This is a genomic window from Brevundimonas sp. 'scallop' (genome assembly GCF_011045535.1).
Taxonomy (GTDB): domain Bacteria; phylum Pseudomonadota; class Alphaproteobacteria; order Caulobacterales; family Caulobacteraceae; genus Brevundimonas; species Brevundimonas vesicularis.
This window is the reverse complement of record NZ_CP039382.1, coordinates 2,297,750-2,321,334: the sequence shown is the minus strand read 5'-3', so window position 1 is coordinate 2,321,334 and position 23,585 is coordinate 2,297,750. Positions and strand designations below refer to the sequence as shown.

The window sequence follows — 23,585 nt, the reverse complement described above, 5'->3', positions numbered from 1 at the left end:
AAAGTCCTTTCAGAGACGGGCTTTCACGGCGACGTCGCTTTGCCACCGAGGCCCTGGAATGCTAGAAATCGTCACAGCGGATCACGTTCCGATTCCGGCCGCATAAAGCCACGCTTCATTGACCGACGACAGCTACGAAAACGCCGCATCTCCGATCGTTCCGGGAGGCGGCGGCTCCGACATTTCCACGATCACGATCGAGGACGAACTGAAGCGTTCGTACCTCGATTACGCCATGAGCGTTATCGTCTCGCGCGCCCTGCCTGACGCCCGGGACGGGCTGAAGCCGGTTCACCGTCGCATCCTGTATTCGATGCACGACCTGAACATGACGCCCGAGCGCAGCTATTCGAAATGTGCTCGTGTGGTCGGTGACGTGCTGGGCCGGTTCCACCCCCATGGCGACGCCTCGGTCTATATGGCCCTGGTGCGGATGGCGCAGCCGTTCTCGATGGGGCTGATGCTGGTCGACGGCCAGGGCAACTTCGGTTCGGTCGACGGCGATATGCCCGCCTCGATGCGTTACACCGAAGCCCGGATGGCCCCGGCCGCCGTCGCCCTGATGGCCGACATCGACAAGGACACGGTCGATTTCCAGCCGAACTACGACGAGAAGGAGCTGGAGCCGGTCGTTCTGCCGAGCCGGATTCCCAATCTGCTGGTCAACGGGGCGGGCGGCATCGCCGTCGGCATGGCGACCAACATCCCGCCGCACAATCTGGGCGAGGTCGTGGATGCGGCCCTGGCCCTGCTGGATGATCCCAACGTCTACGACGACGCCCTGCTGGATATCGTGCCCGGTCCGGACTTCCCGACCGGCGGCGAGATCATGGGCCGCACAGCCCCGCGCAACGCCCTGCGCGACGGTCGCGGCTCGGTCGTCGTGCGCGGCCGCGCCTCGGTGGAGGAGATCCGCAAGGACCGCGAGGCCATCGTCGTCACCGAACTGCCCTATCAGGTCAACAAACAGACCCTGATCGAACGCATCGCCGAAATGGTGCGCGAGAAGCGGCTGGAAGGCATTTCCGACGTTCGCGACGAATCCGACCGCCAAGGCATGCGGATCGTCATCGAGCTGAAGCGCGACGCGTCCGGCGACGTGATCCTGAACCAGCTGTGGCGCTATACCGCGATGCAGAGCTCGTTCGGCGTCAACATGCTGGCGCTGAACCATGGCCGGCCCGAGCAGATGGGCCTGCGCCAACTGCTGCAGATCTTCCTCGACTTCCGCGAGGAGGTCGTGGTTCGCCGCGTCAAGTTCGAGCTGAACAAGGCCCGTGATCGCGGCCACGTCCTGGTCGGTCTGGCCGTCGCCGTCGCCAATATCGACGAGGTGATCCACATCATCCGCTCGTCGGCCGATCCGACCGAGGCGCGCGAGCGGCTGCAGGCCAAGGCCTGGCCTGTCGGCGACATGATGGCCCTGGTCGAGCTGATCGCCGATCCGCGCAGCGTCGTGATCAATGGCGACAGCCTGAAACTGACCGACGAACAGGCCCGCGCCATCCTGGCCCTGACCTTGTCGCGTCTGACCGGCCTGGGCCGCGACGACATCTTCGGCGAGGCGCACGGCCTGGCCGACACCATCCAGGGCCACCTGACCATCCTGTCGGACCGCAAGAACGTCCTGGCCATCATCCGCGACGACCTGATCGACGTGAAGGATCGGTTCGCCGTTCCGCGCCGCACCCTGATCGGGGAAGGCGACGGCGAGATGGAGGATGAGGACCTGATCCCGCGCGAGGACATGGTCGTCACCGTCACCCATGGCGGCTACGTCAAGCGCGTGGCCCTGAACGCCTATCGGACCCAGCATCGCGGCGGCAAGGGTCGCAGCGGCATGTCGATGAAGGACGAGGACGCCATTACCGGCGTGTTCAGCGCCTCGACCCACACCCCGGTCCTGTTCTTCGCCACCAACGGCAAGGCCTACAAGCTGAAGACCTGGCGTCTGCCGCTGGGCAATCCGCAATCGCGGGGCAAGGCCTTCGTCAATCTGCTGCCCATCGAGCCGGGCGACAGCATCATGAACGTCCTGCCTCTGCCCGAGGACGAGACGACCTGGGGCGACTACGACATCATGTTCGCCACCTCGAGCGGCGACGTGCGGCGCAACAAGCTGTCGGACTTCGCCACCGTGAACCGCGCCGGCAAGATCGCCATGAAGCTGGAAGGCTCTGACCGCATGGTCGGCGTCGGCCTGTGCACGGCCGACGACGATGTGCTGCTGACGACGGCACTGGGCCGCGCGATCCGGTTCAAGGCCGACGACGTGCGCGTGTTCAAGGGACGGGATTCGACCGGCGTCCGGGGCGTGCGGCTGCAGGACGGCGACGAGGTCATCTCCATGGCCATCCTGGGCCGTGTGGATGCGACACCGGAAGAACGCGCCGCCTACGTCAAACACGCCAACGCCATGCGTAAGGCCCTGGCCGGCGCGGATGCGGATGAGGATGCCGCAGCTCCAGTCGAGGCTGAAGACGAGGTCGCGGATGCGGCTCTGACCGTGGAGCGGATCGCCGAACTGGGCGCCGCCGAACAGTTCATCCTGACGGTCACCGAGACCGGCTTCGGCAAGCGATCCTCGGCCTACGAGTATCGCCGCACCGGTCGCGGCGGTCAGGGGCTGACGGCCCACGGCCTGGGCGGTCGCGCCGGCACGCGCCTGGCGGCGGCCTTCCCGGTCGAGGAAACCGACGACCTGCTGCTGGTCACCTCGGGTGGGCAAATGATCCGTACGCGGATGGATCAGGTCCGCATCGTCGGCCGCTCCAGCCAGGGCGTCACCATCTTCCGCACCGGCAAGGATGAAAAGGTTGTCTCGGTTGAACGTCTGCCGGAAAGTGGCGGCGCGGATGACGCCGATGTCGGCGGAGAAGACGGCGGCGACGCCTGATCCGCCTTCGCCCAGCGGGCAATGGGAGGGTCGTTTGAGCGCGACGATTCTGATCGACGGCCTTCCCGCCACGCCTGACGACCTGGCCCATCAGGCCTTGGTGAACTACGGCGCCTACACCTCCTTCCGCGTCGAGAACGGCGCCGCGCGCGGCCTCGACCTCCACCTCGCCCGTCTGGAGCAGGCCGCCGTCGAACTGTTCGGCGAAAGCCCCGGCGAGGCGGAGTTTCGGCGTCTGATGGCGGTGGCCGTCGCCGGCCGAGACGCCTGCTGGCTGCGTGTCAGCCTGTTCTCGCCCGACATCGGTCATCGCGACCCGAGCTACGTCGGCCGACCGAAGGTGATGACCAGTGTCTCCCCAGCGCCGCCGCCGCTGGCGCACCGGGTGCGGATCACCGCCATGCCCTATCAGCGCGAGGCGCCGCATCTGAAGCATCTCGCCACCTTCGGCCTGATTCGCGCGCGCCGCGCCGCGCGCGCCGCCGGCTTTGACGACGCCCTGTTTGTCGATGGCGAAGGGCGGGTCACCGAAGGCACGCTGTGGAACATCGGCTTTGTCCAGGGCGACCGGATCGTCTGGCTGCAGTCCCCGATGCTGGCGGGCGTGACCCAGGCCTTGATCGCGCGCGGGCTGCCCCAGGTCGGGCTGACCAGTGAAACGCGACCAATTCGGTTCGACGAGGTCGGCGCGTTCGACGGCGCCTTCCTGTGCAACAGCGCCACGCCCGTCTGTCCGATCACCGTCATCGACGATGTCGCCTTCGCCAATGACCCGGCCCTGCTCGCCAAGGTCGAAGCGGCTTGGAGCGTCCAGGCAGCCCAGCCCATCTTGGATCATGACGATGACGAAGGCGTCAGCCGGCTAGGCCGCTGATTTCGCACCTGCTAAACGACGCTGACGCCACGCGACAGGCCGGGGAGACACGCATGCGCATCGGACTTTATCCGGGCACCTTCGACCCGGTGACGAACGGGCATACCGACATCATCAAGCGTGCGCTGAAGCTGGTGGACCGACTGGTCATCGGCGTCGCCCAGAACGACGACAAGGGGCCGCTGTTCTCGACCGCCGAACGGGTCGAGATGCTGAAGGCCGAGATGGCGCCCCTCGGCGGCGACATCGTGGTCCAGCCGTTCTCGACCCTGCTGATGCATTTCGCCGAAGAGCTGGACGCCAGCGTCATCATCCGGGGTCTGCGCGCCGTCGCCGACTTTGAATACGAGTTCCAGATGACGGCCATGAACCAGCGCCTCAATCAGGACATCGAGACCGTATTCCTGATGGCCGATCCGCGCCATCAGGCGATCGCCTCGCGGCTCGTCAAGGAGATCGCCCGGCTGGACGGCGCGATCGACAGTTTCGTCAGCCCCGCCATCGCCGAGCGCGTGCGGGCCAAGGTCAAGAACGGTTAGGGTAGACAAGACCATGCGTAAGGCCATCATCGCAGCAACTGTCGCCGCTCTTCTCGCGGCTGGCGCGGCCCAGGCGCCGGCTGTGGCGCAAACGGCGCCGGCGGCGTCCGACTGGCGCGCCATCGCGCCGGAAAACCTGCTGGTTATCGATACGTCCAAGGGGCGGGTGCTGGTCGAACTGATCCCCCTCGCCGCGCCCAACCATGCGGAACGCATCCGCATCCTGGCCAACCAAGGCTTCTACGATGGTCTGAAGTTCCATCGCGTCATCCCTGATTTCATGGCGCAAACCGGCGATCCGAAGGGCACGGGTGAGGGCGGCAGCGAGCTGCCGGACCTGAAGGCCGAATTCAGTTTCCGTCGTGGACGCGGCGCCGGCTTCGTCGCGGTGCCCAGCGTCGGCGCGGGCGTGCGCGGTCTGGTCGGCGATCTGCCGGTCCAGACCCAACCCGACGCCCAAATGATGATCACCGCCGACTTCAAGGTCGACGCCCACGGCCTGTTCTGTCCCGGCGTGCTGGGCATGGCCCGCTCGGGTTCGCCGGATAGCGCCAACAGCCAATTCTTCCTGATGATGGGTGCGCGCGAGCAGCTGGACGGCATCTACACCGCCTTCGGCCGCGTGGTGTCCGGCCTGGATGTGGTCGGCAAGCTGAAGAAGGGTTCGGACGCCGAGGACGGCAAGGTGACCGATCCCGACACCATGACCCGCGTCCGCATGGCCTCGGCCCTGCCAGAAGCCGAACGTCCGACCGTGCGCGTTCTGAACGCCGGCAGCGCCGCCTTCGCAGAACGGATCGCCACGGCGCGCGCCGGGCGCGGCGCCGCCTTCAGCGTCTGCGATGTTCAGCCGGTCGCCGAAGTGACAGGCGGCTGAGGCTTTCGCAAACGAGGGAGGGGACGATGACGATACGAACGATGGCGATGGCGGCGGCCGTGCTGGCTGCCACGGCGGGCGCCGCCCTGGCGCAAGACGCGACCGCCGTTCCCGCGCCTCCGCCGCCGCCCGGTGAATGGAGGACCATCGCGCCCGAGAACCTGCTGGTCATCGACACCAACAAGGGGCGGGTTCTGGTCGAACTGGCGCCCGAGATCGCGCCCGCCCATGTCGAACGCATCAAGTTGCTGGCGTCGCGCGGGTTCTTCGACAACCTGGTCTGGCACCGGGTGATCGACTGGTTCATGGCCCAGACCGGCGATCCGCTGGGCACGGGCGAGGGGCAGAGCTGGTATCCCGACCTGAAGGCCGAGTTCACCTTCCGCCGTGGCGCGGACATGGCCTTCACTCCGGTGGCGGCCCCGGTCGGCGCCCTGGTCGGCTTTGTCGATTCCATCCCCGTCCAGACCCAGCCCGACGCCCTGATGTCCGGCACCAGCGACAAGAAGGTCCACGGTTGGGCCCTGTATTGCTCGGGCGTCGCGGGCATGGCGCGAGACGAGGGCAACGACACCGCCAACAGCCAGTTCTTCCTGATGCGTCAGGCCTATCCGGCCCTGGACAAGCGCTACACCGTCTGGGGCCGGGTCGTGTCCGGCCTGGACGTCGTGCGATCGCTGAAGGCCAGCGACACGCCGGATGGTCTGGTCCAGGGACCGGACCAGATGACCCGCGTTCGCGTGGCGTCGGATCTGCCCGAAGCCGAACGTCCGACGGCGGCCGTCCTGAACACCAACTCCGCCACCTTCCAGACCCTGGCGCAGCAGGCGCGTCAGGCGCGTGGCGCGGATTTCTCGGTCTGCGACATCGAACTGCCGGTGCGCGTCACGCCCGCCGCCTGATCAGGCGGCGGAGGCCGGCCGCCCCCGTCCGCGCCGACGACGCCGTCCCCTCGGCGGCTTCTTGTCTTCGCGCATTCGTTGCAGCAGCAGGCCTTCGCGCAAGCCCCGATCCGCGACCCGCACCCGTTCCGACGGCCAGGCGCGCTGCACCGCCTCCAGGATGGCGGCGCCCGCCAAAACGAGGTCAGCCCGATCGGGACCGATGCAGGCCTCGCGCGCCCGGCCGTCCGGGCCCAAGGCCTTCAGGCGATCCGCCGCCGCCTCGCAGTCGGCGCGCGTCATCCACAAGCCATCGACCCGGTCGCGATTGTAGCGCGGCAGATTCAGGTGAATGCCGGCCAGGCTGGTGATCGCGCCCGATGTGCCGACCAGATGCGCCCGGTTCTGCCGGAACAGGTCCAGCATCGGTTCGTCGACGATCCCACCCGCTGCAATGGCCGCCCCCATGTCGGCGACCATCGCCTCGTACCAGGCCTCGCCGGAGTTCGGCGGCTCGGGATGCCGCTCGGCCAAGGTCACGACCCCCACCGGCGCCGACATCCAGGCGGTGGTCGTCCAGTCGGTTCCGCTGCGTTTCAGCCACGACATCTCGGTCGAGCCGCCGCCGACATCGATGACCAGCACCGCCTCGGCCTTGGGGTCGATCAGGTTCAGGCATCCCTCGACCGCCAGCCGCGCCTCTTCGGCGGGATCGATGATCCGCAGGCGCAGGCCCGTGCCCTTGCGTACACGGTCTATGAAGTCGGCGCCGTTCTCGGCCGCGCGGCAGGCCTGGGTGGCGACGGCGCTCAGTCGCGCCGAATCGACGCCCTTACGCACGATCCGCTCGGCGCACAGGGCCAGGGCGTCATACGCCCGGTCCATGGCGCGCGGGTCCAAAAGGCCCGTCCGCGACAGCCCTTCGCCCAGCCGCACGATGCGGCTGAAGCTGTCGACCACGCGAAAGCCTTCGCGTGACGGCCGCGCGATCAGCAGCCGGCAATTGTTGGTCCCCAGATCGAGCGCGCCATACAGCGGCGCATCTCGACCCGACGCATCCCGCGAACGGGAAGGCTGGGACCGCTCGTCGCGCCGTCGGGGCGCGCCGTGGGTCTCCGGCATGGGCCGTCATCCGTTGTGGGCGGTCCAAAGCGGCGCCCGTCTTGGTCAGCCTAACCCGTCAAGATCGTCCGCGCCAAGCCATTCTGTCAGGAAGATGAACAGACCGGCAGGCATTAGGGTCATGCGCTGAATCGTATGAAGTGCGATGACCCGCATTCAGACCGCACGTTTCGCCATCGGCCAGATTGTCCGCCACCGCGACGATGCCTTTCGTGGCGTCGTGATGGATGTGGATCACGCCTATGAGGGACCGGCCGGTGAAAGCGGCTTGGTCAGACCGGACCAGCCCTTCTACCGCGTCTTCGCCTTGGGCGAGGACGGCGGCTTTGTCGCCTACGCCGCCGAAGGCGCTTTGGAAGACGGCGATTCCGTGCTGCTGCCCGACGACGCCGAGCGGTGGTTCACCACCGACGGCATGGGCCACCACGCACCGCTGGATGAACGTCTGCACTGACGGTTGGAAGCCATGGCGGCTCCGGGCTAGGATGGCGGCAAAAGAGGAATACGCCATGTCCGACTTCGAACACGTCTTCGAAAAGCCGCCCGAGGGCGCGGCCGCCGACTGGACCATTCCCCAGAACTGGGCCGCCTATACCGAGGTCGAGCACCAGACCTGGGACACGCTTTACGCCCGGCAGATGAAGATCCTGCCCGGTCGCGCCTGCGACGCCTTCATGCGGGGACTGGACGCGCTTGATCTGAACGCGGGCGGCATTCCAGACTTCGACGTGATCAATCCCAAGCTTCAGGCCCTGACGGGCTGGACCGTCGTCTGCGTGCCCGGTTTGGTGCCGGACGAGGTTTTCTTCGACCACCTGGCCAACCGCCGCTTCGTCTCGGGCCAGTTCATCAGGAAGCCGGACCAACTGGATTACCTCCAGGAACCCGACATCTTCCACGACGTCTTCGGCCATGTGCCGATGCTGACCGACCCCGATTTCGCCGCCTATATGGAGGCCTATGGCAAGGGCGGTCAGCGCGCGGCCGGCCTGGGCATGCTGCCCAACCTGGCGCGCCTGTACTGGTACACGGTCGAGTTCGGCCTGATGAAGGACACCGACGGCCTGCGCATCTACGGCGCCGGCATCGTCTCCTCGGCGACCGAGAGTGTCTTTGCGCTGGACGACCCGTCGCCCAACCGCCTGGGCTTCGACCTGGAGCGGGTGATGCGCACCCTGTACCGGATCGACGACTTCCAGCAGGTCTATTTCGTCATCGACAGCATCGAGTCCCTGAAGGACGAGACGCTCAAGGACTTCGGCCCTGTCTATGCGGCGCTGAAGGGCCAGGACGACCTGCCGATCGAGACCGTTCTGCCGTCCGATAAAGTCTTCACGCGCGGCACCCAGGCCTACGCCCAGCGCGGCGGGCGGTTCGCGGCGTGATCGCCGTCAGGTGTGCGTGATCAGGCTGTTGTGCTTGGTTTCGCGCATGCGGATGAAGGTCAGCAGCGACAGCCCGATCATCCCGGTTACGTACCAGAAGAAGACGCTCTCGACGCCCGCGCCCTTCAGCCACAGCGCCACATATTCTGCCGTGCCTCCGAACACCGCATTGGCAATGGCGTAGGGCAGCGCGACGCCGAGGGCGCGGATGTGGGCGGGAAACAGCTCGGCCTTCACCACCGCATTGATCGCGGTGTAGCCCGACACGATCACCAGCCCGGCCAGCGCCAAGAGGAAGGCGATAAACGGGCTCTCGACCGTCGATAGGGTTGTCATGATCGGCACAGTGCACAACACCCCCAGCACGCCGAAAGCGATCATCACGGGACGCCGTCCCACCCTGTCGGAAAGCGCGCCGACCGCCGGCTGAAGCAGCATGAAGATGAACAAGGCCGCCGCGCTGATTTCAGTCGCCGTGTTCTTGGAAAACCCGCTCGTGTTGACCAGGAACTTCTGGAGGTAGGTCGTGTAGGTGTAGAAGGCCAAGGTGCCGCCGGCCGTCAGGCCCAGCACCATCAACGCCTCTTTCGGGTGTTTCAGGATCAACTGCACAGCGCTGGATTTAGGGGCGTCCTTGGCCTCGGTCGCCTTATGCGTCTCGTCCAGCCGGCGACGCAGCCAGAAGACGACGACCGCCAGGCCCGCGCCGACGAAGAAGGGAATGCGCCAGCCCCACGAGGCCAGCGCCGTCTCGCTCAGCGTGTTCTGCAGCACGATCAACAGCAGCAGGGCGATCAATTGACCCGAGATCAGGGTGACGTACTGGAAGCTGGACCAGAAGCCTCGGCGATGCGGCTCGGCCATTTCGGACAGATAGGTGGCGCTGGATCCGTATTCTCCGCCGACGCTCAGCCCCTGCAACAGCCGCGCGAACAGCAGCAGCGCCGGCGCCGCCAGGCCGATGGAAGCATAGCCGGGCGTCACGCCGATGATCAGTGAACCCGTGCACATCAGGGTCACCGAAAGGGTCAGCCCCGCCTTGCGACCCTTTCGGTCGGCATAGACCCCCATGATCCATGCCCCGATAGGCCGCATCAAAAAGCCCACCGCAAAGACGGCGGCGGCGCTCAGCAGTTGCGCCGTCGGGTCTTCGCTGGGGAAGAAGACCGGCGCGAAATACAGGGTGAAGGCCGCATAGGCGTACCAGTCGAACCACTCCACCAGATTGCCGGCCGATCCGCCGACGATATTTCTCAATCGGCGGGCGGGGCTCATGGGCGCTGCGGTCATCATGGCCGGATCAGCCTCTCTGGAAGGGGTAGAAGTCGGTTCCGAGGTTCAGGATCGTCGTCAACTCGTCCAGCGCGCTGCGGCTTTCCGTGAGCAGGTGAGGATCGGCCAGATCGGCGGGGCGCAGTTCATCGCGGTACCAGCGCCCGGCCCAGTCCGACAGACGTGCATGCAGATCGTCGCTCAGGCGCATGGCCGGGTTGGTCGCAGCCAGTTCGGCCTCGGTCAGCACGACACGCAGGCGCAGGCAAGCCGGTCCGCCGCCATTGCGCATCGACTGGCGCACGTCGACATACTGCACCTTGCCGATCGGACCGTTGGAGGCGGCCAAGGCTTGCGCCACCGCATGGCTGCGCGGGTTGTCGCGGGTCTCGGTCGGACAGATCAGGGTCAGGCGATCCTCGCCCGGAACCTGGATCAGCATGGAGTTGAACAGATAGCTCGAAATCGCATCGGCCAACGGCAGGTCGGCGGAGGAGACCTCGACGAAGATCGGCTCGAACAGACCATCGGCCGCGCGGCGGATGGCGGCCTGGGTTGCGGCCGTGTCCTCGAACGCCAACTCGTGGAAGAACAGGGTTTCCAGCGCCCCGACGCAGACCACGTCGTTGTGGAAGGCGCCGCCGGCGATGGCGGCGCGGGATTGCTGGGCCAGGATCGGCCGTCCGGCTTCGTGGCGGCGCACGATGGCTTCCGACGCTTCGCGCGTCTGGCGGGCGGGGAAGGGGCCGTCCCACGGCTCGAACGCCTCGCGACCCCAGACCAGCAGATTGACGCCGCGACCACCATGTTGGGCGCACAGGCGAACGTGGTTTGCGGCGCCCTCGTCGGCCAGATGCGCGACCGCGGACAGGGCGTCATGGACGGCGAACCGGCTGGCGTCGGGAAACAGGGCGTCCAAGGCGCGCTTCGTTTGCCGGTGCTCCAAGCTGCGGTGCAGATTGGTGTGCAGATTGGCCGGCGTGAAATGCACCCGGCCGTCCGCGGCGTCGGCGCTGGGCGTTACGGTCGCGGCGTTGGCGGCCCACATCGGCGAGGCCGAACAGGCGGCGGCGGCGAACGACGGCGCGCTCCGCCAGGCCCGCTCCAGGACCTGGGCGTCCGAGCCGATGAACCCCAGGGTCCGTAGGAAGGGGATATTCGGTCGCTCATGCGGCGGCAGGACGAACTGGGGCAGGCCCAGGTCCGCCAGGGTCTTCATCTTGTCGAGGCCCTGAAGCACGGCCGCGCGGGGATTGGACGCCTCGCCCTTGTTCAGGCTGGACGCCAGGTTGCCTGGCGACAGACCGGCGTAGGAATGGGTCGGCCCGATCAGACCATCGGCGTTGGCCTCGACAGCGCTGATCATCGCAATCCCTTGATCTCGCCTTCGATGTTGGCGACGGCGTCGGCCTCGAAACTGGCGACCGGATAGGCGCAATAGTCGGCGGCGTAATAGGCGCTGGGCCGGTGGTTGCCGCTGGCCCCCAGGCCGCCGAACGGCATGTCGCCGGCGGCGCCGGTGGTCGGGCGGTTGAAGTTGACCACGCCGGCGCGAATGCGGCGGATGAAGTGGTCCCAGTTCTTCGGATCATCGCTGACCAGACCGGCGGACAGGCCGTAGCGGGTCGCATTCGCCGCCTGGATCGCCGCGTCGAACGAGGCGACGCGCGTTACCGACAGGAAGGGGGCGAACATCTCTTCGTCCGGCACGTCGATCCCGGTCACGTCGATAATGGCCGGCTTGACGAAGGCGCCGGGCAGATTGGCGACCGGTCCAGAGGCGCGGATGACTTTGGCCCCGCTGTTGATCCTGTCCTGCAACGCCTTCAGCGCCGCCTCGGCCGCACGCGCCGAGATCAGCGGCCCGGCATAGGGTTCGGGATCGCTGTCCCACGGGCCGAAGATCAGCCGGTCGGACAGGGCGGCGATGGCTTCGATGATCGCATCGCCTTGCGGTCCTTCCGGCACGATCAGGCGACGCGCGCACGAGCAACGCTGGCCGGTGGTGATGAAGGCGGATTGAACTGCGATGCCCGCGACGGCCTCGGCGTCCGCTGCGTCCCACACAACCAGCGGGTTATTGCCGCCCAGCTCCAGCGCCAGGATGACATGAGGGTCGTCGGCGAACTTCCTGCGGAAATGCGCGCCCGCCGCGCCCGAGCCGGTGAACATCAGGGCGTCGATACCGGCGTCCAGCAGGGCCGCGCCCGTCTCGCGCCCCCCCTGGACCACATTGACCACGCCGGTGGGCAGATCGGCGGCGGCGAAGGCTTCGGCCATCACCTGACCGACCAGGGGCGTTTCTTCCGACGGCTTGAAGACGACCGTGTCGCCCGCCAGCAGGGCGGGGACGATATGGCCGTTCGGCAGATGGCCGGGGAAGTTGAACGGGCCAAGCACCGCCGCCACGCCGTGCGGACGGTGCCGCAGGGTCGCGCGGCCGAACGCCGTGTCGCTGGTCCGTTCGCCGGTGCGCTCGTCATAGGCGCGGATCGAGATGTCCACCTTGCCGATCATGGCGGCGGCCTCGGTCTTGGTCTCCCACAGCGGCTTGCCGGTCTCGCGCGCAATGGCCTCTGCGATCTGGGGCGCGCGGTCTTTCAGGACGGCCTGATAGCGTTTTACGCCCTCGATACGGTCGGCGCGCGGCGCATCGGCCCAAGCGGGGAAGGCGGTGCGGGCGGCGTCGACGGCGGCCTGAACCTGAGCCGGGCTGGCGGCCTCGCCCTCCCAGTTGGTCGCTTCGGTGGCGGGATCGGTGGAGGTGAAACAGGTCATGATTTTACTCGCACAGTGTCTCCGCTGCGCACCTTGAGCGAGGCGGCGGTTTCGGCGGTCAGGCGAACGGCGTCGCCATCGATGTCGGCCTTGGCGCGAACGGCGCGGAAGGCGGCGACGCTGTCGGTCGAGATCAGGGCCGGCAATTCGGCCTCAATGCCCTCGACGATCTGGACCATCAGGCGCCGGGCATCGCGCACGGTCCGGATATTGTCACGGCCGCAGGCGACGGTCGGACCGGCGTCGAAGATGTCGACCAGGCCATTGGGCCGGAAGCCCTCGCTTTCCAGCAGAGCCATGGCCGGCACGCCTTGCGGATGGACCTTGCCGATCACCGCGCGGGCCGGTTCGGGCAGCAACTCGGTATAGATCGGGTGGCGCGGCGCCAGGTCGAGGATGAACTGCTTGTCCGTCGAGCCGGTCATCCGGTCGGCGTGGTCGAACTCCATCGGGAAGAACTTGTGCGCCACATGGTCCCAGAAAGGGCAGGCCCCGTCGGGCGTGAAGACCCCGCGCAACTCCGCCAACACGTTGTCGGCGAACAGCTCGGGCTGGGCGCCGATCAGCATATATCGCGACTGGCTGAGCAGACGGCCCGCGCCGCCCTTTCTCCGATCCGCCTTCAGAAACAGCGAACCGACCTCGGTCCAACCCGTGCATTCATTGACCAGAACCAGCGTCTGATGATCCAGCTTCACCCCCAGCGAGGGCGACTGGACGGTGTTGTTGACGACGCGGAACGAGAAGAAGGGGCGTTTCAGCCCCACCGTCGCCTTGACCGAGCCGACGCCGTCGATGTCCCCCGTGTCGCCGTCTTCCAGCATCAGGGTGTACCAAGCCTCTTGCCAGGGCACGCGACCTTCGAAGCTCGCCTGGCTCAGCTCCAGCCGATCGGCCAGGGCGTCGGGGTCCTCAGGCAGGCTGGTGAAGCCGGGGCCGGACAGGATAGCCAGTTCCAGCAGATGATCGAGGTCGGCGGGGCCGGCGGGACGGACGACAAGCATTCTACAGGGTTTCCATCCGCAGGGATTTCAGTTCGGCCGCATCGATTTCACCCGATGCGATCTTGCACAGGATCAGGGCGCTCAGCTGGGCGCGTTCGACGAAGCTGTCGGGCCAAGCAAACTCCTGATCCGAATGGATGTCGCCGCCGCGCACCCCCAGGGTGTCGATATTGGGCAGGCCGGCGGCGTGCAGATTGTTGCCCTCGCACACTCCGCCCGACGGTTTCCAGGCGATGGGTTGGCCCAGCAGGGCGCCGGCTTCCTTGACCGCTTCGAACAGGGCGGTCTGGGCGGCGTCCATAGGTTTGGGCGCACGGGTGAAGCCACCGTGCAGATCCAGCGTCAGGCCCTCGAACGGCGGCGTCGCGGCGATGGCCCGCACGGATGCGTCGATCCAGTCGGCGGCGGCCTTGTCCGGCACCCGGACGTTGAACCGCACCACGGCGTTGTCGGCGACGACGTTCAACGCGCCCCCGCCCGAAATCTTGGCGACGTTGACGGTGACGCCCTCGTGCTGACCGTTCAGTCCGTGCAGGGCGGCTGCGATGATGGCGGCGCCGGCTACCGCATTGCGGCCTTCGTCGAAGGCGCGGCCGGCGTGGGCGGCGCGGCCGGTCACGATCAGATGATAGTTGCCGCTGCCCTTTCGCGCGCCCGCCAGCGTGCCGTCCGCGAGCGCCGGCTCGTAGGTCAGGCCGACATGGCCGCGCGCGCCCAGTTCGGCCAGCAGCGGGGCGGACGCCGGCGAGCCGATTTCTTCGTCGGGGCTCAGCAGCACGGTCCAGCCGACGCCGTGTTTGTCTGAATGGGTCTCGAACGCCTCCAGCGCGGCCAGAAGCACGCTGATCCCGCCCTTCATGTCGGCGACGCCCGGCCCGTTCAGGGCGCCGTCGGCCCGCGTGGTCACGGTCTGGAACCGGCTGTCGGCGGGGAAGACGGTGTCATAGTGGCCGGTCAGCACGACCTGGATCGGCGCATCCGGCCGGGCGGTGATCTTCAAGGCGTCGGCATGGGCCTCGGTCCGCACCGATCCGTCGTCGGCGACGGTGGTTGAACCCTGCGTCGGGAGGCGTTCGACGGTGGCGGCCAAGGCGCCCGCCGCCGCTTCCAGAACATCCAGCACAGCATTCAGTCCGGCGGCGTTGCGGCTGCCGGAGTTGATGTTCGCCCAATCGATGGTGCGGCCGATGATCGTCTCGCGTCGCGCGGCGACGTGGTCGAGGACGGCCTGGTCCGAGGTCAGAATCCGCATCGGCCGGACCCTAGACGCCTCGACCCCAAAGGTGAAGGTCGGGGCCTGTAAGTCATCGCCGATCACCGCTAGGTTCCGCTCGAAGCGAAGGCCCCATGACACGCAACAAGATCGATCTCTGGCTCCGCGCCATGAACCCGCTGAAGCTGCCGCGCGGCATGGCCGAGGCCCAGCGTTCGGCGCGCGCCATGGTGATCGGCCTGGTCATAGCCCTGATCGTCGGCCTGATCCCGACCTGGTGGATGTTCACTTCGGGCTGGTTCGAGACGGCGATGAGCGCGGAGTACGCCAAGATGGGTCTGTCGGCCGATCAGTTGGCCATGCAGCAGGAGATGATGAAGGTCATGTGGCCCTTCGCCATCGCCTCGGGCGCGATCTTCTCCGTCCTGTTCTACGGCGTCGTGGCGGTGGTTCAGTGGCGCATGATGACGCGCGCCATCCCGATCATCATGCTGGCGCTGATCGCCTACAGCGTGGTGGCCAATCTTGGGATGCGGCTGCTGGGGACCCTGCCGTCGCCGGACCTGCCGCTGTGGATCAACCTGACGACCTGGCCCGCCATGATCGTGTCGGGCGTGATCTATGTCGCGTCGCTGCAGGGCGCCATGCTGCTGCATCGCCTGAAGCAGGAGGCGTGATGTCGGTCGTCCTCTACCACAACCCGAAATGCAGCACGTCGCGCAACGCCCTCGCCCTGCTGCGCGAGCAAGGCGTCGAGCCGACGGTCGTCGAATATCTGCAGACCGGATGGGACCGCGAGACGCTGGAGCGATTGGCGTCCAGAACCGGCCTCGGCTTGTCTGGTCTGCTCCGCAGGAAGGAGGCCGACGCCAAGGTTCTGCTGGACACCGGCGCGGATGACGAAGCCGTATTGGCTGCAGCGATCGCTCAGCCGATCCTGATCGAACGTCCGATGGTCGAGACCGACAAAGGCGCCGTCATCGGCCGACCCGTCGAGCGGGTGCTGGAGGTTCTCTAGCGACAGATCCGACGGGGCGGCCTAGCGGTTCCGGCCGCCCCGGTTCGGACGACGGTCGCCCGCCTCGCGGCTTTCGTGACGCCAGCGGATCGACAGGCTGGTCTGGCCCTGGCCGCCGAACTGCGAGGCGATGGCGACGTTGCGCCGAGGCTGCCATTCGACCTTGACCGCCGCACCATTCTGACCGCCGCCGATGACCTCCAGATAGACGTCGTCGGTGATGTAGCGACCGCCTGCAACCGTGACCGCTGACGCGTCGCCGCCGAAGGACAGCCGATCCAGCCCCGCCAGTTCGCGCAGGTTGCCGATCACGTCGAACCCGCCGCCGCCCGCCAGGGCCGCGACCCCGGCCGCCAACTGCGCCGCCTCGAAGGCCGACAGCTGCGACGCGGACCGTCCGAACAGCACTTGCGACAGGATTTCGTCCTGGGGCAGGGACGGGGTGGAGGTCAGGGCGATCTTCGGCTCGGCGGCCGTTCCGGTGACGTTGATCGAGGCGGTCAGGGCCGCGTCCTCACGCGTCGCCGCCAGGTTCAGACGGATCTGCTTGGGATCGGTCGACAGGGTGACGCGTCCGGTGTCGTCGAACACGAACCGCTTGCCCGCGAACTCATAATCCCCGCGCACCACATTGGCCGTGCCGGTCAGCTGCGGCTGGGCGATGGTGCCGCGCACCCGGGCGTTCACGTCCAGGATCACGTTCAGGCCGCGACCGTTGACCCGCACCTTGCCGCCGCTGGATCGCAGGACGATGTCCATGCCGATCTGCGGTCCGCGCGCCTTCTGCTCGGTCTCCTCCGGATCGCCGCCGGGACGGTTGATCTCGACCACATCCATCGAGACGATGCCGGTCGCGCCGGGCAGTTCCGGTTCGATCTTGGCCTCGTCGATGTCGATGCGGCCGCCCAGCTGGATATTGCCGTCGGCGCCGCGAACGATGGTGATCGGGCCCGAGGCGCGCGCCTCGGCGATATCGTTGTCGATGACCCGGAAGCGGTTCAGCATCAGTTGCGCGTTCGATCCGGAGCCTTGACGCAGACCGATGCGGCCCTGGCCGGACACCGTTCCGCCCTTGCCGTCGTTGGCCGTGAAGGTCTCGATCTGGGCGGCTGTGTCGTCGAACCGGGTCCGCAGCGTGAGGTCGCTGAGCACCAGACCGACCGCATTCTCGCGATAGGAGCCTTGGCTCAGATCAAACCGGCCATTCAGGCGCGGCGCGTTCAGCGTCCCGCCGATCGTCGCCTGACCGGCCACCTGGCCCGCCAGGCTGCGGTCGCCGCCCAGGAACAGGTCCCAGATCGGCTGGATCTGACCGTTGATCGACACCCGGCCCGACATCTCGCGCGTCCGGGCGATGGCGAGGCGCAGCGGCGCGGCCGAGGTCTCGACCGGCAGGACGACGTCAGCCGAGGCCTGAACCGCGCCCTCGTCGACGGCCGTCGCCTTGATGCTCAGCCGGTCGCCCGCCAGGGTCGCGTCCACCCGTCCATCAACGGCCAGGCCGCGCGGCGCGTCGATGCTGCGCACATTTTGAAGCGCGATATTGGCCGTGCCCGACAGATCGCCGCCGGCGCCGCGCAGGGCGACCTGACCCGTCACGCTGCCGCGCAGTTCGGGCGAGATGGAGCCCAGATCGACCCGCGTCAGGTCGGCCTGGATCGCGGCGCCGCGCGCATCCTGACGCAGGTCGGCCAGCAGCACGCCGCCGCCCACGCCCAGATCCAGATGCGCCGTGCGCGTGGCCCCGTTCAGAGTGATCGAGGCCGGGCTGCGGGTCGTGAACGCCACCTCGCGCACCCGTCCGCCGCCGCGCAGCGTCAGACCGTGGGTCGTGTTCTGCCGCGAATAGACGCCCGTGCCGTTGAACTGGGCCGGGTTGGGGCCGCCCACGTCCAGCGCCAGGGTGAAGGGCAGGTTGTTCAGCGTGCCGCGCCCGTCCAGATCCAGCTTGCGAATGATCCAGCTCTGACCCGCCAGCCGGACATTGCGACCGCTGACGTCCAGAATGGCGCTGTCCAATCCGCCGCCGTCGGTCAGCCGCACTCGTCCGTTGGCTTCGCCCGAAGCCAGGAAGGCCCCTGCGCGCGCCGAGAAGGTCAGATCCGCGCTGGAGGGAATGCTGTCGGACAGGGCGATGGCGCCCCTGGCCGTCACGCCGCCGGCGTCCACGTCCAGATCGCTGAGCCGAATGCGCTTGCCGCCCAGGAAGAAGTTGCCCGAGGCGCGCGCCGGCCCATAGTTCGAGCCGCTGATCACCGAAATCCGGCCGTCCGACGCATCCGCGCCCTTGCGGAAGCTCAGCGTCAGGTCGGCGTTGTTCAGCGTAAGCGCGCCGGCCGTCACCTGCTGGAAGCCAGCGGTCAGATCGACGCGCGGCTGGGCCAGTGTGCCGGTCAGGGCGCCGCGTCCGTTCATGTCGCCGCCGATCTCGACCGGCCCGGCCGCGAACGGGCCACGCGCGTTCCAGTCCAGCGCCAGCCTCAGCTTGCCGGCGGTTTCGATGATGCCCTTGGCCCCCGCGCGCCCGGCCGCGCCGGTCAGTTCGCCGCGCTCGACCTCGATGCGTCCGCCGTTCAGTTTGCCGGCCAGTTGCAGGCGCGGGGTCTTGCCGAGCAGGCGATCCAGCTCGTCCAGACCCACCGTCAGATTGCGGCCCCGTCCGTCGAAGTTCAGCACCCACGGCGCGCCGGCCCGCGCCGACGAGGCCCGGATGGGGCCGCCGAAGGCGCCGCGCGCGTCGGGCAGCACCCGTCTGGCGTCGGTCAGTTGCGCCTCGCCGCGGAAGTTCATCCCGCCCAGCAGATTGCGCGAGCCCGAACCGTTCAGCGTCAGGCCTTGGCCCTGCAGATCGACCTTGGTCAGCAGGATGGCCCCGTCCTTCATCCGCGCCGCCTTCATCTGCACGCGCGGGGCGGGACCCAAGAGGCCGCCGATGATGCCTTCGCCCGATCCGCCGTTCGCGCGAATGTCGCCGTCGAGATCAATCCGGCCGTTCTTGACCGCGACGTTCAGCGGTCCGGCGATGCGCGTGGCGCGATAGCTGGCGACATTGGCGTTCAGCAGGGTGACCTGGCCATCGAGCGTCCAGGTCTGGGCGTCACCCTTGAACAGGCCGGAATAGGCCGCTGGTCCCGCCACATCGGACCCGACCAGCCGGCTCAACGAGGCCGTCTGAATATTGAGGCTGATTCCGTCCGGTGAGCTGCGGTCGGAGTTGCGGATCAGGCCGCGCGCCTCGGACTGGACGTTGTCGGAAATCAGCTTCCACGCCACGCCTTGGCTCGCCTTGTCCGGCGTCGGGACCATGGCGAAGCCGAACCGCGCGGTGCGGCCGATCTTGGTGACGAAGGGCGCCAGCAGGTCCGAGTTGCTGAAGTCGGCGAAGCCCGCGACGCGAGAGCCCTTGTCGCCGAAATGGCCCTGGACGATCAGGGGGACCAACTGTCCCGTCTGAACCCGCGCATTGACGACGTCGGCGTTCAGAACCGCAACCGCCGAGAAGGGCTGATCCGGCGAATAGCCCAAGGCCCCCGCCAGCGGTCCGCCCTGAGCCTCATTGGCGCGCAGATTCAGGCGCGTGTCTTCCAGCTTGCCGCCGAAGGTCGCCGCCAGACGCAGGAAGTCGCCCGGCCGGTTCAGGCTGTCGGCGTTGATCGTCGCGCTCTTGGCCCCGGCGCGCGGCAGGCTGGCGTTCCCCGACAGGCTCCAACGGCCGTATTCCTTGGAAAAACCTTCCATCAGTTCGATGTTGGCCGCGAACTTGTCGATGCGGACCGAGATCGGCTGAGGGCTGGGCGGTTCGCCAGTGGGCGGCTCGACCACAGGACGGCGTAGGACGCGAATGGTCTCGGCCTTGATGTCGTTCGCATGGAAACTGCGGCCCAGCAGGGCCAGATACGACCAGTCCATGCTGAGGTTGTTCGCCTCCAGCCAGATGCCCTGACTGTCGGCCAATGTGATGCGATCGATGGTGAAGTCGCTGAGCAGATCGCCCTTCAGCCCATAGACCTTCAGCCGGCCGTAGCGGCTGATCTTCAGGTCCTGAAGCCGTTGCAGCACCATGTCGCGACCGCCGTCCGAGGCGATGTAGTAACGCCCTCCGACCAGGGCGGCGGCGATTAGCACCAGCAGTCCGGCCAGCACGACGCCCGCGCCCAGGGCGATGCGTCTGATCAGCCCGCGACGCGGTTTTGCAGGCCGCGAAGCCTTGGCCGGCGTCGTCGCGTCTTCAGGCGTGGCTTCGGGCGGTGTATCGGTCAAAACGCCTGCCCGATGCTGATGTAGATTTGGAAGGCCGAGTCGCCCTCACGCTTGTTGAGCGGCATGGCGACATCCGCCCGGATCGGCCCGAACGGCAGCATGTAGCGCACGCCCACGCCCGCGCCGTAGCGCATGTTGGTCAGGTTCGGCGTCTCCTGGAAGCCCACGGACCCGGCGTCGACGAAGGCGACGGCCTGGAAACTCTGACCGATCGACTGGCGCACCTCGAACGAGGATTCGAACAGCGACAGACCGCCCCGCGGCGTGCCGTCTGGCAGCTGCGGATTGACGTTCTGGTACGAATAGCCCCGCACCGAACCTCCGCCGCCGGAATAGAACAGACGGTCGGCCGGCACGTTCAGCTCGCTGCCGCCGACGATGGAGCCGATCTTCATGCGCCCGGCCAGGATGGTGCGATCACCCGCGACGGGGAAATAGGCGGTGCCTTGCGTTTCGGTGCGCAGGAACAGGATGTTGCTCTCGCCGGTCACCGCCGTCGGCTGAACCGCCAGATTGACCCGCCAGCCCTTGGTCGGGTTCAGCGGATCATTGGAGCGGTCGATATAGGCGCTGGTCCGCGCGGTGATGATCGCTAGATCGCGGTCGAATGTCACGCGCTGCGGCGGCAGGGTGGTGAAGTCGTAGCGGGTCTCGCTGTAGCGCCCGGCGTCCAGCCCGATCCCGTAGTTGAAATAGGAGGTCTTGCCGATCCGCTGTTGCAGGTCGGCGTACAGAACCACGGCGGTGCGCAGATAGGCGTCGGTGTCCTCGTTGACGACCGCCGCGCCCAGCTTCAGCGTCCGGCCGGGCCGACGCCAGTGGGGCAGTGACAGGTCGGCGCCGATCCGGCTGTCGATGTCTGCCAGCCGCGCTTCCAGCCTCAGCGTGTCCGCGCGGCCGAAGCGGTTGTAGCGGGTCTGGATCACGTCCACGCCCGCGCCCTCCGCCGTCGACCAGGTGGCGCCGGCTTCCAGCACGCGACGGGGGCGGTCTTGCAGGCTGACCACCACGGGGCGATGACCGTCGGCGGTAATCTGGTCCAGCGGCGACAACGCGACGCTGACGCCGTCATAGACGCCGGTGTCCAGCAGCCGGCGTTCTAGCTCCGCGACCATCTCGGGATCGTAGCGATCGCCCTCGTTCCACGGCGCCAGGCCCGCGACCCAGGCGGGATTGGTTCGCCCCTGACTGGTCAGGCGCACGCCGTCCAGACGCACCAGCGCGCCGGAGGCGATGCGATACTCGGGCGCGACAGTGAAGGCCGCGTGATCCACAACGACACGACGCGGATTGGCCTTTGCGTCGGCATAGCCGTCACGCACCAGCGCCGCCACGGCCCGACCTTCGCCGGATATGACGTCTGCCGCTCTACCTGGATCGCCGGCCTTCAGGGCAATGGCGTCTTTGGCCTTGTCCCCCGCCTCGGCCTCAGGCGCGGGATCGGCCCACTGGATCGTCGGATCGGTCAGCAGGAAGCGGCGCCCCGGTTCGACCGAGACCACTGCGATCGGCGTCTCCTCGCCCTCGACGATGTCTTCGACGACCGGTTGATAGTAGCCTTCGGATCGCAGCAGGGCGGTCGCCGAGGTCACGGCGCTCTCGGCGCGACGACGCGCCTCGAAGCGGCTGGCCGGCGCGCCGTCAACCTCGCCCACGGCCCGCTCCAGCGCCCGCCGCAGATCGCCGTCCATGTCGCCCCGGATTTGCGCGCGGGGTTCCGCCGCCGCTGCATGGGCGCAGGCCGAAAACGCCGCGAGGGCGACCAGCAGGGTAGGCCTGAACGTCAAACTCGATCTTTCGTCAAAAGGACGCCCCCCGGCATACCTGTTCGTCAGTAGAATAGCGTCTCACTCTCGGGCTGGACTGACTGTTCCGACGTGCGTTCCTCAGGCGGAAGCGTCGTCGACGGCGGAGGCGTGGGCGTCGGGTCCTGCACCTCTGGTGCAGGCGGGGGGGCTTCTTCCTTGACCGGCGGGGGCGCCGCCTCGACGGGCATCTCGCGATAGTCGTCGTCCGAGCGCGAAGGACGGTCGTCGCAGGCCGACAGCGCGAGCACGCTAGCGGCGGCGGCCAAGACAAAAATCGAGCGTGTCATGAAAGTCCCCGGTCTCCGCCGACAAAACACCTGTCGCGCTAAGCTGTTCCCTTAGCGCCGAAATCTGCGTCGGTCATCCGGCGTGATCGGACCATTTTGTGACCATTTGATCCAAAGTCAGTTCGGACCTGGGGGCGGGTGCAACAACCGTCCCGTCGAACCGGGGCGCCGGCTGGGGCAGGCCGCTGTTGAATGTTCCACGCGCCTGATTGTGCGGATGATCCGGCGCCTCGGCCAGGGTCAGCACGGGGGTGACACAGGCTTCCGTCCCGGCGAAATGAGCGCTCCAGTCGTCGCGGTCTCTGCTTGCGAACAAGGCCGCAAGCCGCGCTTGCAGGGCTGGCCAGGCGGCTATGTCGTATTGAACCGCGTCGGCCGGATCGATCTCCAGGCCGGCCAGCAGCGCGGCGTAGAATCGCGGCTCCAGCGCCGCCACCGCCACGAACCCGCCGTCGCGACATACATAGCAGCGATAAAAGGGCGCGCCCCCGTCCAGCAGGTTGGATCCGCGCCGGTCGCTCCACAGCCCCCGACCCCGCAAGGCCTGGAACAGACCGCCCAGCAGGGCCGCCCCGTCCGTCATGGCGGCGTCCACCACGCGTCCCTGGCCCGTCGTCCTGGCCTCCACCAGCGCGGCCAGCACCCCGACCACCAGCAGCATGGCCCCGCCGCCGTAATCTCCGACCAGATTCAACGGTGGGGAGGGCGGACGATCCGCCTCGCCCATGGCATGCAACACACCAGACAGGCCGATGTAGTTCAGATCATGCCCGACCGCATTCGCCAGCGGCCCCGTCTGGCCCCATCCGGTCACACGTCCGAACACCAGCGCGGGCTTTCGCGCCTGGACAACGTCGGGGCCATAGCCCAGCCGCTCCATAACGCCGGGCCGAAAGCCTTCGATCACCGCGTCGGCCCCATCGATCAGTTGCAGGATGCGCTCACGATCGGCCGGTGATTTCAGATCGACCGGAACGGCCGCTCTTCCCCGGTGCAGGACCTCGCCTCCGACCTCGTCGAAGATCGCCGGTCCGGCCGAGGCGTCGCGCGTCAGCCGCACCACCTCCGCCCCCAGGTCCGCCAGCATCATTCCGGCGAAGGTGACCGGCCCCAAGCCGTCGAATTCGATGATGCGGACGCCATTTAACGGTTTCATGCCCAATGAGTAGCAGACCGGGTCTTGACCGGAAGGCCGGATTACAACAGAAGGCGCCCTTCGACGGTTCGGGCCAGCCCGGACGTCGCGCGGTGCGTCCTTAGCTCAGTTGGTTAGAGCATCTGACTTTTAATCAGAGGGTCCTCGGTTCGAGCCCGAGAGGACGTACCATTTAAAGCCCGCTTCGGCGGGCTTTTTGCTGTCTGGGCCTTGCC

General features: G+C 67.5%; 19 protein-coding genes and 1 tRNA gene. 10 read left to right on the top strand and 10 right to left on the bottom strand.

Features of this window, described 5'->3' with window-relative positions; translation table 11 throughout:
• Positions 1-118 precede the first annotated feature (118 nt).
• From gyrA to E4341_RS11610, 5 genes are read left to right on the top strand one after another with little or no spacing between them, the layout of a single operon-like run.
• A complete protein-coding gene (gene gyrA / locus E4341_RS11630) occupies positions 119-2,896 on the top strand; it encodes a DNA gyrase subunit A (RefSeq protein WP_165117427.1) in 2,778 nt (925 codons plus the stop codon).
• Positions 2,897-2,930: 34 nt separating this feature from the next.
• Entirely contained in the window at positions 2,931-3,770 is an 840-nt protein-coding gene (locus tag E4341_RS11625; protein ID WP_165117425.1) for an aminotransferase class IV, read from the top strand.
• Positions 3,771-3,823: 53 nt separating this feature from the next.
• Positions 3,824-4,309, top strand: a complete 486-nt coding sequence (coaD, locus tag E4341_RS11620; RefSeq protein WP_017504115.1) for a pantetheine-phosphate adenylyltransferase — start codon at positions 3,824-3,826, stop codon at positions 4,307-4,309.
• Between the two features lie 13 nt (positions 4,310-4,322).
• The gene (locus tag E4341_RS11615; protein ID WP_165117423.1) at positions 4,323-5,186 is read left to right on the top strand and encodes a peptidylprolyl isomerase; all 864 of its coding nucleotides are present in this window, start codon (positions 4,323-4,325) and stop codon (positions 5,184-5,186) included.
• Positions 5,187-5,212: 26 nt separating this feature from the next.
• A complete protein-coding gene (locus tag E4341_RS11610; protein WP_205751284.1) occupies positions 5,213-6,088 on the top strand; it encodes a peptidylprolyl isomerase in 876 nt (291 codons plus the stop codon).
• Here the strand turns inward: E4341_RS11610 and E4341_RS11605 are convergent, their stop codons facing one another.
• Positions 6,089-7,189 (bottom strand): Ppx/GppA phosphatase family protein, encoded by a 1,101-nt coding sequence (locus E4341_RS11605; protein WP_165117421.1) that lies wholly within the window; start codon positions 7,187-7,189, stop codon positions 6,089-6,091.
• 145 nt (positions 7,190-7,334) lie between these two features.
• On the opposite strand from E4341_RS11605, the gene hspQ reads away from it, so the two are divergent.
• Positions 7,335-7,643: a heat shock protein HspQ gene (hspQ, locus tag E4341_RS11600; protein ID WP_017504111.1), complete on the top strand. Its 309-nt coding sequence runs from the start codon at positions 7,335-7,337 to the stop codon at positions 7,641-7,643.
• 55 nt (positions 7,644-7,698) lie between these two features.
• Entirely contained in the window at positions 7,699-8,574 is an 876-nt protein-coding gene (gene phhA, locus E4341_RS11595) for a phenylalanine 4-monooxygenase (RefSeq protein WP_165117419.1), read from the top strand.
• A gap of 6 nt (positions 8,575-8,580) precedes the next feature.
• Here the strand turns inward: phhA and E4341_RS11590 are convergent, their stop codons facing one another.
• The 5 genes from E4341_RS11590 to E4341_RS11570 are packed head-to-tail and all read right to left on the bottom strand — an operon-like array spanning position 8,581 to position 14,880.
• Positions 8,581-9,864, bottom strand: coding sequence for an MFS transporter (locus E4341_RS11590; protein WP_205751439.1), 1,284 nt, complete (start codon positions 9,862-9,864; stop codon positions 8,581-8,583).
• Positions 9,865-9,874: 10 nt separating this feature from the next.
• Entirely contained in the window at positions 9,875-11,212 is a 1,338-nt protein-coding gene (astB, locus tag E4341_RS11585; protein WP_165117415.1) for an N-succinylarginine dihydrolase, read from the bottom strand.
• Positions 11,209-12,624 carry a succinylglutamate-semialdehyde dehydrogenase gene (gene astD / locus E4341_RS11580; protein ID WP_165117413.1) on the bottom strand — a complete coding sequence of 472 codons (1,416 nt, stop codon included), beginning with the start codon at positions 12,622-12,624 and terminating at the stop codon, positions 11,209-11,211. The genes astB and astD overlap by 4 nt, the downstream gene beginning before the upstream one ends.
• Positions 12,621-13,628 (bottom strand): arginine N-succinyltransferase, encoded by a 1,008-nt coding sequence (locus tag E4341_RS11575; RefSeq protein WP_165117411.1) that lies wholly within the window; start codon positions 13,626-13,628, stop codon positions 12,621-12,623. The genes astD and E4341_RS11575 overlap by 4 nt, the downstream gene beginning before the upstream one ends.
• A 1-nt stretch (position 13,629) precedes the next feature.
• On the bottom strand, positions 13,630-14,880 hold the full coding sequence (locus E4341_RS11570) for a hydrolase (RefSeq protein ID WP_165117409.1): 1,251 nt from the start codon (positions 14,878-14,880) through the stop codon (positions 13,630-13,632).
• A 95-nt stretch (positions 14,881-14,975) separates the two neighbouring features.
• Between E4341_RS11570 and E4341_RS11565 the strand changes: the two genes are divergently transcribed.
• Positions 14,976-15,518 (top strand): hypothetical protein, encoded by a 543-nt coding sequence (locus tag E4341_RS11565; RefSeq protein WP_165117407.1) that lies wholly within the window; start codon positions 14,976-14,978, stop codon positions 15,516-15,518.
• Entirely contained in the window at positions 15,518-15,859 is a 342-nt protein-coding gene (gene arsC / locus E4341_RS11560; protein ID WP_165117405.1) for an arsenate reductase (glutaredoxin), read from the top strand. Before E4341_RS11565 ends, arsC begins: the two co-directional genes overlap by 1 nt.
• 21 nt (positions 15,860-15,880) lie before the next feature.
• Here the strand turns inward: arsC and E4341_RS11555 are convergent, their stop codons facing one another.
• From E4341_RS11555 to E4341_RS11540, 4 genes are all read right to left on the bottom strand, one after another.
• The gene (locus E4341_RS11555) at positions 15,881-20,119 is read right to left on the bottom strand and encodes a translocation/assembly module TamB domain-containing protein (RefSeq protein WP_165117403.1); all 4,239 of its coding nucleotides are present in this window, start codon (positions 20,117-20,119) and stop codon (positions 15,881-15,883) included.
• On the bottom strand, positions 20,116-21,906 hold the full coding sequence (locus E4341_RS11550) for an autotransporter assembly complex family protein (protein ID WP_165117401.1): 1,791 nt from the start codon (positions 21,904-21,906) through the stop codon (positions 20,116-20,118). Before E4341_RS11550 ends, E4341_RS11555 begins: the two co-directional genes overlap by 4 nt.
• A gap of 44 nt (positions 21,907-21,950) precedes the next feature.
• Positions 21,951-22,214 carry a hypothetical protein gene (locus E4341_RS11545; RefSeq protein WP_165117399.1) on the bottom strand — a complete coding sequence of 88 codons (264 nt, stop codon included), beginning with the start codon at positions 22,212-22,214 and terminating at the stop codon, positions 21,951-21,953.
• A gap of 73 nt (positions 22,215-22,287) precedes the next feature.
• Complete coding sequence (locus tag E4341_RS11540; protein ID WP_205751283.1) at positions 22,288-23,376, bottom strand: CaiB/BaiF CoA-transferase family protein; 1,089 nt, start codon at positions 23,374-23,376, stop codon at positions 22,288-22,290.
• 88 nt (positions 23,377-23,464) lie between these two features.
• Between E4341_RS11540 and E4341_RS11535 the strand changes: the two genes are divergently transcribed.
• Positions 23,465-23,541 (top strand) — tRNA-Lys (locus E4341_RS11535).
• Positions 23,542-23,585: the final 44 nt, after the last annotated feature.